The organism is Paenibacillus sp. F024 (genome assembly GCF_057814255.1).
This window is the reverse complement of the sequence record NZ_JBVASZ010000006.1, coordinates 191,104-202,622: the sequence shown is the minus strand read 5'-3', so window position 1 is coordinate 202,622 and position 11,519 is coordinate 191,104. Positions and strand designations below refer to the sequence as shown.

At 47.4% G+C, this 11,519-nt stretch carries 9 protein-coding genes; 1 reads left to right on the top strand and 8 read right to left on the bottom strand.

Translation table 11 applies throughout. The annotated features are described in order from the left end of the window. Window positions 1-49: 49 nt before the first annotated feature. Window positions 50-1,477 carry a response regulator transcription factor gene (locus ACZYR9_RS09415; RefSeq protein ID WP_488978215.1) on the bottom strand — a complete coding sequence of 476 codons (1,428 nt, stop codon included), beginning with the start codon at window positions 1,475-1,477 and terminating at the stop codon, window positions 50-52. Between the two features lie 80 nt (window positions 1,478-1,557). On the opposite strand from ACZYR9_RS09415, the gene ACZYR9_RS09410 reads away from it, so the two are divergent. Further along, window positions 1,558-3,357: a sensor histidine kinase gene (locus ACZYR9_RS09410; protein ID WP_488978214.1), complete on the top strand. Its 1,800-nt coding sequence runs from the start codon at window positions 1,558-1,560 to the stop codon at window positions 3,355-3,357. Window positions 3,358-3,436: 79 nt separating this feature from the next. On the opposite strand, the gene ACZYR9_RS09405 is transcribed toward ACZYR9_RS09410, so the two are convergent. The 7 genes from ACZYR9_RS09405 to ACZYR9_RS09375 form a co-directional block, all read right to left on the bottom strand. Beyond that, window positions 3,437-4,783 (bottom strand): MATE family efflux transporter, encoded by a 1,347-nt coding sequence (locus tag ACZYR9_RS09405; protein ID WP_488978213.1) that lies wholly within the window; start codon window positions 4,781-4,783, stop codon window positions 3,437-3,439. Between the two features lie 337 nt (window positions 4,784-5,120). After that, a complete protein-coding gene (locus ACZYR9_RS09400; RefSeq protein WP_488978212.1) occupies window positions 5,121-5,738 on the bottom strand; it encodes an NUDIX hydrolase in 618 nt (205 codons plus the stop codon). A 181-nt stretch (window positions 5,739-5,919) separates the two neighbouring features. Next, window positions 5,920-6,480, bottom strand: a complete 561-nt coding sequence (locus ACZYR9_RS09395; RefSeq protein WP_488978211.1) for a hypothetical protein — start codon at window positions 6,478-6,480, stop codon at window positions 5,920-5,922. A gap of 271 nt (window positions 6,481-6,751) precedes the next feature. Continuing rightward, complete coding sequence (locus ACZYR9_RS09390; protein WP_488978210.1) at window positions 6,752-7,753, bottom strand: MBL fold metallo-hydrolase; 1,002 nt, start codon at window positions 7,751-7,753, stop codon at window positions 6,752-6,754. A 188-nt stretch (window positions 7,754-7,941) separates the two neighbouring features. Next, window positions 7,942-8,811 (bottom strand): 3-hydroxyacyl-CoA dehydrogenase family protein, encoded by an 870-nt coding sequence (locus tag ACZYR9_RS09385; protein WP_488978222.1) that lies wholly within the window; start codon window positions 8,809-8,811, stop codon window positions 7,942-7,944. A gap of 36 nt (window positions 8,812-8,847) precedes the next feature. Beyond that, window positions 8,848-10,296 (bottom strand): NAD-dependent succinate-semialdehyde dehydrogenase, encoded by a 1,449-nt coding sequence (locus ACZYR9_RS09380; RefSeq protein WP_488978209.1) that lies wholly within the window; start codon window positions 10,294-10,296, stop codon window positions 8,848-8,850. 37 nt (window positions 10,297-10,333) lie between these two features. Then, entirely contained in the window at window positions 10,334-11,485 is a 1,152-nt protein-coding gene (locus ACZYR9_RS09375; protein WP_488978208.1) for an iron-containing alcohol dehydrogenase, read from the bottom strand. Window positions 11,486-11,519: the final 34 nt, after the last annotated feature.

The window sequence follows — 11,519 nt, the reverse complement described above, 5'->3', positions numbered from 1 at the left end:
TCATAGGCAAAAGGAGCGGTCAAGCGCTCTTCTTGACGGCTTCTTTTGCCTATGAGATTCTCCAAGCAAGCGGAAGGGTTATGACTCTCGTTAATAGCCATCCACCCACCCAGTAGCGCGAAGAGCCTTCTTTTTTAAACAGGCTGCGGAAATAGCGGTAATCCAAATACCCGATTTCTTCCGAAATCTCGTTGATTTTTTTGTCCGTTTTGAGCAGCAGTGTTTGGGCATGGCGCAGTCTGCCGCGGATCATATATTTGACAAAATTCATTCCCGTCTGCTGCTTGAAGATGCGGCTTAAGGTAACGGAGTGAACGCCGACGGCATCGGCAACCATCTCAAGACTGAGGTTTGGGTCCCGGGAGGAATCGACCAATTGAAGCGCCTGCTTAAACCAGCTCAAGCTCGATTGATTCACCGGCGCCATCAAAGCGCGGATTCCATCCAAGACGAACTTCCGGAGCTTTAGCTTCAATTCGCTCCATGTTTTGTGCTTGGTTACCCACTGCGACCAGTAATGGATTTTCTCTTCTTCTAATACGATCACTTCGCTTTTGCCGATGAGTCCTTCGTCGAGCAAGGCCATCAGGTTCACACATTCTTTCTTGAGCTGATGAAATTCAAGCTCCTGCAGGCTGTTCAACCAATCGTTAAGCGATGCTTCCAAATGCAGCATATCGCCGACTTTAGCATACGATAGGATTATCTGCCGCAAGGATGCGGCTTTTTTGGCTGCCTCTTTACTGTTCTTCTCCATTACCTCGGCCCCCCGTTGCCCTTCAAAAAAACGCTCGCTTTCCCATCGTTGGATACCGGCGATCATACAGGACAAAAAATCACGCTTCTCTTGGAAGCTTGTCCCGCTGTGTCCGGAAGGAACGTTGACCACGATTCCCCCATAATCAAAATTGACAGAGAATGAGAGCAGAATCCGCTCAGGCGTACTTTCCCATGTCTTGCAGATCGCTTCAGGATCGCCGAATACGATTTCTTTGCGCTCCCGTTCGTCAAACCATAAGCTCGTATTATAGCACTTCATGTCATGTATAAATTGATATTGGTTCGATAATTTACCGAGATACACTTCCATTTCCTTCAGCATCGCGGCGTCCATCTCCAGCCTCACCTTCTCAACGGCTTCCCTCAGCTGCTCCCGGTCGGCAGGCTTTAATAAATAGTTGATCGCCCCATATTGCAGCGCTTTACGCGCATATTCAAAATCGTCATAACCTGATAAAATAACGACTTGTATGGTCGGATGGGTTCTTTTGATGGTACGAAGAATCTCCAATCCGTCCATCTCCGGCATCCGTATATCCATAAAGACGAGGTTGGGCCTCACAAGCGAAATTTGCTCCAAAGCCAGCCTGCCAAACGTGACGTCAAAGATTTGGGCGGAAGGAAAAAGCGTTTGCAATTTATTTATAATGCTTTCGCGAACTTCTTTCTCGTCATCAGCAACGCATATTTTCATCATTTTACCTGCAACTCCTTACAAGGATTCTGTTATCATGCGTCGAATATGAACAAACACAATTACCAAGAGAGGGAATGATTATGCTTACAATCCTTCAGTCTGTTCAACGTAGGATCGGCTATTTATCGCTTAAATATAAACTGTTCATCCTTCTAGTGGCCATTTCCATTGTGCCTATATCGTTGGTGAGCTTCAGCTCACAGCATTTTATGTTTCGTTCCGGTACGGAGCATTCGGCATCCATTTCTTCACAGTACGTACAATTTGTTTCCCAGGATATCACCAGTTATTTGAAGGATTTGAGCCAGTCCTTTGATTCCTTGCTGACCAATTCTGACTTTCAGAAGTTTTTGGAGACCCCTAGCGACGATTTGGTGCAGCAAGCCAATTATATTATTAATTTTCGTCCGATTTTAAAAAACTCCCTCCAATTCTGGAACGAGGTCCTCGGTGTTCTTTATCTTGATCAAGCGGGTAAATCGTATTTTGAATCCTATCAGAAACGATTGAACTACGAATACTCTTTTCAAGAGAATAAATTATACAACTCGTTTTATCAAATGGACAAACCGGAATTAACCGCTCCTCATCGGATGGATTATATTGAAAATCCAGGAGAAAACGTCTTCTCTTTCGTCCGTCCGGTCATTAATTTGCGTACTGGGCAAATCAATTCCTGGTTTGTGATTGAAATCCGTGAGGATAAAATGAAAAGTATGCTCAGCGGAAGCAATTATGGGCAGGACGGACTGCTTTTATTATACCAGCCCTCAAGCGGAACCGTCGTTTCCAATATTGGTATGGAACCTGCCCTGCTGCAGGACTTTAAAGCTTCACTAGCTTCGGAGCCTGCGCAGAACAAGGAATTTATCTTTAATTCGAATCATGTGAAATATCAAACCGCCTACGCTGATGTTCCTTACGGTAATTGGAAGCTGGTATGGATGGCTCCGCTTAACAGCATTACGAAAGGGGTTCAGCAATCGACCCAGCTGACGCTGCTCATCGCCGTGGCCAGCTTTATCATCGCATTAATTGTTGCATTCCCCGTTATGAACAGCGTCCTTCGGCCGCTCTATAGACTGAAAGGAGGCATCGTAAGTCTCGGCAGAGGGGCATACGTTCCCATTCAGATTCAATACAACAACGATGAAATCGGATTTTTAATCCAAAGCTACAATCAGATGCTCGGCGAGCTGCAAAGAATGGAACAGGAAGTGTTTCAATCCAAGGTAAAAGAAAAAGAAAAGGAGCTGCTGCAGCTTCAAGCTCAGATTAATCCCCACTTCCTTTTCAATACCCTTGAAACGATCGAGTCTTATGCCATCAAAAACAAGGGCGAAGCGGTTGGCGAAATGGTGCAATCCGTATCCCGCATGATGAGATACAATGTAAGAAACGACGGTGGTTGGGCTCCGGTAAGAGAAGAAGTAGCCTATATCCGCAATTTCTTGAATATTCATTACTATCGAAACGGCAAGGATGTAATGGCGAAATTTGACATATATCCGGCGGTGGCAGAGCTTCCCATCATGAAGCTGAGCATACAGCCCTTTGTAGAAAATGCGATTAAATATGGGTGGAGTCCAAGCATGAGCGCTGAGGAATTCCTACTGACCGTTACCGTTAAGCTGAAAGAGCGTGCCCTTCTAATCTCTGTTCATGATACGGGTTCCGGCATAAAGGAACACATCTTGGAAAAGCTTACTCAATTGATTCATTCGAAGGGGGAAATCGTGGACCCTTATTTCCAGAAGCATACAGGCATTTACAACGTGTATCGTCGGTTTCTGCTGGCATATGGGGATTCGGCAGACATTCGTATCACTTCAAATCCGCTTGAAGGGACACGGGTGGACATTTGTATTCCCCCGACGTAATTCAGCGTCTATGTGAATCCCCTAAAAATAAAGCGGCGAAGCCGCTTCCCTAAAGGTCTTGGGGCTTCTCCTTTGACGGTTAATCAGCGCGTGGCATATGATCCATGATCCGATTTTTCAATCGGGGCAGGTATCTCCATAACAAGACGCTCCTCCCTGCAGTAAATAAGAGGAAGGCGGCCCATAATCCATGATTATGAAAGAATGGGATAAGAAGCCATGCAGCTGTAACAAAAATCAGCATGGAGGCGATGGTCGAATTACGGACAGGCGCCGCTTCCGTTGCTCCCGAGAAGATTCCGTAAAGAATGAGGCCCCAGAAAGAGACCATGGGAAACATGACGATCCAAGGCAAATATTCGGCGGCAAGCCTTTGGACTTCCCCATTGACTGTAAATAAGGAAATAATCATATCCCCTCCAGCCCACAGCCCGAGCATCAGCAATCCTGCAGCGGTGATGGACCATCCGGCTCCGAGCTTCAACGCCTGCATAAACAAGGCCTTATTTTTCCGACCTATCGATTGTCCAACCATGATGCTTCCCGCATTAGACAGGCCGTCAAAGAAATAGGCGATGATAAAGTGAAGCTGAAACAAAATCGCATTGACGGCAAGCATCGTTTCTCCCATCCTTGCCCCCAACGAAGTAAACATAGTAAACACCGTAAGAAGGCTGGCGGTGCGAAGGAACAAATCCCGGTTCACCTTAAGCATACGGACAGGGCTGCTGATAGAGGAGGAGCCGGACAGGGCCGGCCTTATCATGGTCCAATCCAACCCATTTACGATCACAACCAGTCCCAGAACAAGCGCACTGTATTCTGCAATGAGGCTCGCCACGGCCACGCCGCGGACCTCCATATCCATAACCTGAACAAAGAAAAGGCTGAGCACCATATTCGTCACATTCATAAAAATCTGCACAAATAACGCAGTCTTCACCCGTGAGCTTCCGATCAACCACCCTAGCAGCACATAATTCAACAGCGCCGCAGGAGATCCCCATATGCGGATTTCGAAATATTGACGGGCATACATATCTACTAACGGACCGGGATTCATCAGCTTCATTGCAGCCGCCTCAATCGGTATTTGCAGCGCGATAAATAGGCTTCCGACAAGCATAGCCATCCACAGCGGCTTCCACAACACGCGTATGATTTCAATCTGATCTCCCAATCCATGGGCTTGCGCGGTAAATCCTGAGGTGCTGACCCGAAAAAATCCGAACAACCAAAACAAGGTATTGAATATCGTGGAGCCGATAGCGACTCCACCGATAAACGCCGGATCCGGAAGCCTCCCCATCACGGCGGTATCGACAGCCCCCAATAAAGGCGTAGATAAAGTCGAGAGCGTAAGCGGAATGACTAAAGCCAAGTACTGCCGTTGAGTTATGGTTTCTTTTAGGTCATGTTGAGCCATTATGGTCCCTCTCCCTTACCCCGATTCGTAAAACTGATGAACATTCTTGGGTAGTAATGTCGGGAAACCGCTTTTTCGAGTTTATACGTAATAATTACTAAATGATCGTACCAGCATCCATCTTAAACTTCAATAACGAAATCCAATCGTGAGTGAAATAAAGCAGCCTCAGTTCAATGGAAGATTTGATCCAAGGCTGGCCCGTATCAGCTGGTGTTTGTTGGATAAAAGACAAGCTCGGCAGCGCCTCGGAATAAAGGGGATGGCCATACCATGCCGACTGGGGTTAGCCGCGGCGCATGTCACCCATGCTCTTGGCACTACGGATACGGGAACATCACGATCTACTTTTCGTCACGTCAAGAAAATGGTTCAAGATTCGCGCGGTCAATCCCCAGATGACACGGTCTTTGTAATAGTAAAAGAATTCGGGAACCGTTCCTCTCCCCCATTTGTAATTTCGGCCGTTGGGAATCCGTTCATAGGGGAAATCCTCTCTCGGTGTCACGCTGAGATCCACGTCATGCTGCTCTGGTGTATGGCTCCGCAAGTATTCAAGCGGTACATAGAACACGCTGGCCACTTCATCGGGGTTAGGCCGGATCTGGTTATAGTCTGAAATCTGTGCCGCAAACGGGTAGACGATATGAAATGAGGTGATCAAATAATCCAAAGCTCCGATCACTTTTACTGCTTCGCGTTCCAATCCGAGCTCTTCACACGTTTCCCGTACGGCCGCCGACACTTCGTCCTTATCGTCCGCATCGATTTTTCCGCCGGGAAAGCAAATTTCCCCCGGCTGCCGCTTCAGATGATGAGCCCGTTCCTCGAACAAGACGTTTAATTCGCCGTTTATTTCAACCAAAGGAACCATCACCGCGTATTTAAAGAAGTTTTGATGCCCCATCAGCTCTGGCTTTCTATTTTGTAAGGCTTGGTATACTTGTCTCAACAATCCCCACGCTCCCGGTAAAGAACTTCTTCTTTCACTTTCTATATCTATATATTATATCGTCTTTGAGCTTCAAATAGCGTAATCTTTGTGAACAAAAGGTTTAATTATGTACGGGCTGCCCGTGAAATAAATAAGCTTAGTCAGAACAGGCAAACACCTTCTGACTAAGCTTATTTATTTCCTAAATGAACGCATGAATGATAAATAAAACAGCAAATCCTAGCCCCAGACGTAAATGCCATTTGCGATCCATTCTTTTGTATCTGAACAAACCGGCCACCGGCACGGGAAGAAGAACGATCAGAGCAAGCAATCCGCTGATATTGTGAAAATCCCATTCAATGCCATAGAGAAACGCTCCTACCACATGCAAAACGATAAGCCCGATCGCAAGGATTGCAATGGGAGTATGCCACTTGCGGGCATGTCGCAGCAATACGATAAACCCGTTTTTCATCGTATTCCAAGGATCCACAAGACGCTTTTGAAGAATAAGGGCAAGAATATAATTGGCGAAAACAACGAATAGCGCTATTCTTGCCAATGCGCCGTAATTCGTAAATGAGCCTTTAAAGCTCCGTGTGTGATATGCCGAAGGAGAAAGCTGAAGCATGTTCCAAATCCCCAATAGCACGATGATTAATGCGCCTGCTAGAGCTAAAAACATCCATTTGCGTTCCTTTGCCGGAATCCATTTTGATTTGGCTTGCCGGGTTGCATTTAATTTTTCTGTCTGCTCCATCCTTCATTCCCCTTAGTCAAAAAACTTAGTTTATATCTTCACCTTAACTAGATAATCTTATGCTAACCTAGATTTCTTAAATAAGAATGAAGCCAAACTGAAAAAACGCTGAAAGGTATTCCCGCAAGCAAGTCATTGTGCATAAAAAAGAACCCAAACCATATCGTTCGGGTTCCTCTTGAACATATTGTAATTTTCGCTCACCCAAAGCTACAAGGAAATTGCCGCCGACCGTAAGGATCATGAATGAAATTCCCCTTGACAAGCCAGTTCATGTCATTGGACTCAAGATATCCATCTTAGATTGTTCGAGCGAAAAAACAACCAAACCGTCACGGCCTTCTTTGCAGGTGACGAAGCCCTCTTCTCTTAAATAAATTAAGTGGGCAAGAGTTTCTTGAAGAGCAAAAAGCAATTGCAAAGGATCCGCATTCTTTGATAGATGGGCAAACAGCTTGTCGCTCACTTCTTGCGCCGTACAAGGATGCTCCAGCAGCAGTATCATTTCCCGAAGCCGTTCATCGTGATGACTGATCAGTTCCTTGGCTCGTTGGTTCCCGTTATGATAAACAGTTCGATGCCCGGGGAGCACCGTATCCATCTGATATTGTTGAGCCTTATGTAAGGAACCGATAAAAGCTTTTAACGGATTGGGGTTAAATCCAGGAAAATAGCCCACATTAGGCGTGATCTTAGGTAAAAGCAAATCCCCTGCCAACACCGTTTTGCTCCGTGAGGAATAAAAAATCATATGGCCGTCCGCATGTCCCGGCGTGTGTATAGCTGTGTATTCCTCGTTAGACCACTGAAACACGGTCCCTTCTTCAAAGACGCTAAATTCAGGAAAGGGACTTACATATTTGGTGAACTGCTTCAAATAATCATTCACCTTATTCCGCTCTTCCGCTCGCATCCCGTGTTTCAGGGCATAGTCATTAAAAAGCTCCCATTCCTGCTTCTGAATCCATAAATGATGAACCATCCTTTGACCTTCCGTCGAGATTCTGACGGCCGCCCCCGTATATTCCTGCAGCCATCCCGCCAATCCCATATGATCCGGATGAAAATGCGTCAGTACAATTTCGACAACCTCATGCGGAGCGATATGGAGCTCTCTAAGCGCATTTTTCCAAGCCGTTTTCGCCTCTTCCGTATGAAAGCCCGTATCGATAACGTGCCACCCCGTTGGGGATTTCGTAAGGTAACAATTGATTGTTTTGAGGGGAACCGGGATCGGTATTTCGACTAGATAAAAACCATTGTACATGTTCATCTCATCACCATGCTCCTTTTATTTAGTAAGCCGCTTGTCTCCAGCCGGCAGAAATTTGCAACCGGACATTGAAGTTTAAAATAAATATTTTAATAGATGGAATTTTTTTATTATAATAAAAATTTCTATAAAATAACAGCCAAAAGAGCCGGCATGAAAATAACCGGCCCTTACTCTTGAATGCATCATTATTTAATTCTTTCGCCTTTATCGTTGTAGCTGTAGAAGCCCCGCCCTATCTTCCGGCCCAAGATTCCCGCTTCAACCATCTTGACAAGTAGCGGGCTTGGACGGTATTTGGAGTCGTTAAACCCATCATAAAGCCCTTGCATGGTAGCCAGAAGTGTATCCAAGCCCACAAAATCGGCTAAAGTGATTGGCCCCATCGGATGATTGGCCCCAAGCTTCATAGCCGTATCAATATCGTCGGGCTTGACGCCTTCCATTACTAGAAAGATAGCCTCATTCATCATCGGCACCAGCACACGGTTGACGATAAAGCCGGGGTAATCCTTGCACTCCACCGGGGTTTTTCCGATACTTTCAGCAAACGACATAACCGTTTTATACACTTGGCTTGTAGTAAGAAGGCCCGGGGTGACTTCCAGCAGCCCCATGACCGGCGCCGGATAAAAAAAGTGAGTCCCGATGATTTGCTCGGGTCTTCGAGTAACCGAACCCAATGCAGATACCGAAAGACCTGAGGTGTTCGAGGCCAGGATCGCTTCCGGACGCGTGACTTCGTCCAGCTGCTTGAAAATCTTTTTCTTTAGCTCCAAATGCTCAGGAACGGCTTCAATCACAAGATCAGAATCAGCTAAAGCCGACATGTCCGTTTCGGTTTTCAGCTTGTTTAGAGCAGCCTCCGCTCTTTCCACAGTCAACCTTCCGTTTTCCACCTTGCGATCCAGCACCTTCTTGATGCTAGCCATCCCTTTGTGCAGCTGTTCTGCGGATATGTCCACCCAGACTACTTCAAGACCCGCCTCTGCAACCACCTGAGCAATGCCCGAGCCCATCAGTCCAGCGCCAACCACGCCTATTTTGTTTATCTTCACGGCGTTTCTCTCACCGTTCATCGAAACGCGGCCCCCTTAAATGCCAATCGACATAAATTTTGTTTCGAGGAAGCTTTCGATGCCTTCCTTCCCGCCTTCGCGGCCCAGCCCGCTTTCCTTATACCCGCCGAATGGCGCCTGTGCCGTGGAAGGGGCTCCGTCATTAATACCGACGATGCCGAATTCCAGCTTCTCTCCGACTCTTATGGCACGCGACAGGTTTTCGGTAAATAAATAAGCGGCTAATCCGTAAACGGAATCATTTGCTATTCGAATGCCTTCTTCTTCCGTTTTGAAGGTGATGACCGGTGCGACAGGACCGAACGTTTCCTCCTGCATGATGCGCATCTCTTCGGTCACTCCGGACAAAACGGTAGGCTGGTAGAAATAACCGGCATCCTCCTCATCCGACTTATGGAATCCTTCCCCGCCGCACACAAGACGGGCTCCTTTGGCCAAAGCATCCTGAACATGCATGCTGACCTTTTCATAGCCCGCTTTATCGATCAGCGGTCCGATAATTGTACCTTCCTCTAATCCGTTGCCTACTTTCAATGCTCTTACTTCCTCTTGAAACAATCCGATAAAGCGGTCAGCCGCACCCTCTTGGACGAGGATACGGTTAGCGCAAATGCAGGTCTGCCCTGCATTGCGGAATTTGGATGCGATCACGCCTTTCACGGCGCTTTCCACATCGGCATCGTCAAAAACCAGGAACGGCGCATGTCCTCCAAGCTCTAAAGAAATATTTTTCATCGTATCCGCTGCTTGCTTCATAAGCAGCTTGCCGACTTCCGTCGAACCCGTAAACGTAATCTTTCTTACGCGTGAATCCTCCATAAAGGCCTTGCCGATCTGGACAGCATCACCGGTAACAAGATTCGCCACACCCTGGGGAAACCCGGTCTGTTCAAGCAGCCGAAACATTTGAATGGACGTTAAAGGTGTTTGTTCAGCAGGCTTTAAAATAACGGTGCAGCCTGCTGCCAGCGCGGGAGCTATTTTTCTGGTTACCATAGCGGCCGGGAAGTTCCAAGGTGTAATCGCAGCTACGACGCCCACCGGCTGCCGCAAAACGATAACCCGCTTGTTTCTGGCTGAAGCCGGAATCGTTTTGCCGTAAACCCGTTTGGCCTCTTCAGCGTACCACTCGATAAACTTCGCTCCGTAGCTGATCTCTCCTTTGGCTTCGGCAAGCGGCTTGCCTTGCTCCATCGTTAGCGTGGCGGCCAGTTCATCCACATTTTCCATGATCAGGCGGTGCCATCTCATCAAATATTCCGCACGTTCCTCCGCGGTATGTTCAGACCAATCGGCAAACGCCAGATGTGCCGCTTCTATGGCACGCTTGGTTTCAGCATAGCCTCCGTTCGCCACGCTTCCCATGAGCTCTCCCGTCGCGGGGTTCAGGACCGGGAAGTATTCCCCACTGTCCGGTCCTACCCAAGCACCATTTATAAATATCAAAGCATTTTTGGTTTCCATACTTCCTCACCTTTCATCTATTTCTGACTAAACCTGATTAATAAATTTGATGGTACAAGGCTATGACATCCTCGAGCCTTGTGAGACGGGGATTCACCTTGATGTTCCCGCTCTTCATTGCGTCTTGAGCCATTTCAGGAACAGCATTTTCGTAAACTTCCCTATTAATTCCCAGCTCCGAGATGGATTTGGGGATGCCGATATCTTGCGCCAACCGACGTACCAGCTCGATGGATTTGTAAGATTTATCCATTTTATTCCCCGTTACGGACGAATCCATTGCTTCCGCAATCCGGGCAAATTTCTCAGGGCATGCCAGGACATTAAATTCCATGATTACGGGAAGCAAAATACCATTGGCTACTCCATGAGCGATCCCGAAAAAGGCGCTCAGCGGATGACTGATAGCATGCGCGTTACCCAGCCGGGTATTATTAAACGCAAGCCCCGCATGCAGACTGGCAAGCAGCATGTTCTCTCTCGCCTGAAGATTCTCCCCATGATAGACCGCTTGTCGCAGGTTCGTGCTAATCAGCTGCATCGCATCCAAAGCGAGGACCTCCGAGTAATGAAAGGAAGCTAAAGACGTATACGATTCGATCGCATGAACAAGCGCATCAATGCCTGTCGCTGCCGTAATCTTCGCAGGAACCGTAATCGTCAGCATCGGATCGACTACCGCCCATTTTGCCGCAACCAACACGCCACCGACCGTCAGCTTATAGTTTCGCTCCGTATCCGTAATCACGGTGAAGGAGGTCACTTCGCTTCCCGTGCCGGAAGTCGTTGGAATGGCCAGCAGCGGAGTAATCGGTTTAGAGAAGGTATCGATCCCTTCATACTGGACGATGGATCCGCCATTGGCATGAATTACACCGACTGCCTTGGCCACATCGATCGGACTGCCTCCGCCAACGCCGATCAGCAAATCCGCATTCAATCGGCGGCACATGTCTACGGCTTTTTCCACCGTCTGTACAGACGGATTCGGCTCTACTTCATCAAATACTTCATAGTTTACCTGGGATAATTGACCGGTCACCGTACGAATCACCCCGGAGTTGACGATCCCTTTATCTGTTATGACCAATACATTCCTGGCCTTGTGTTTGGTTACAAGCTCGGAAACCTTCTCTACGGCTCCAATTCCCCATATGATTTCGGTCACGTTCTTAATGGTAGACAGCATTTCCCGTCAACTCCTCCCGCTTATTAGCGTAAAA

Bases quoted from the DNA above. Each gene is read 5' to 3' on its own strand.
- ACZYR9_RS09415 (WP_488978215.1), bottom strand. From the start codon at position 1,477: ATGATGAAAATATGCGTTGCTGATGACGAGAAAGAAGTTCGCGAAAGC.
- ACZYR9_RS09410 (WP_488978214.1), top strand. From the start codon at position 1,558: ATGCTTACAATCCTTCAGTCTGTTCAACGTAGGATCGGCTATTTATCG.
- ACZYR9_RS09405 (WP_488978213.1), bottom strand. From the start codon at position 4,783: ATGGCTCAACATGACCTAAAAGAAACCATAACTCAACGGCAGTACTTG.
- ACZYR9_RS09395 (WP_488978211.1), bottom strand. From the start codon at position 6,480: ATGGAGCAGACAGAAAAATTAAATGCAACCCGGCAAGCCAAATCAAAA.
- ACZYR9_RS09390 (WP_488978210.1), bottom strand. From the start codon at position 7,753: ATGAACATGTACAATGGTTTTTATCTAGTCGAAATACCGATCCCGGTT.
- ACZYR9_RS09380 (WP_488978209.1), bottom strand. From the start codon at position 10,296: ATGGAAACCAAAAATGCTTTGATATTTATAAATGGTGCTTGGGTAGGA.
- ACZYR9_RS09375 (WP_488978208.1), bottom strand. From the start codon at position 11,485: ATGCTGTCTACCATTAAGAACGTGACCGAAATCATATGGGGAATTGGA.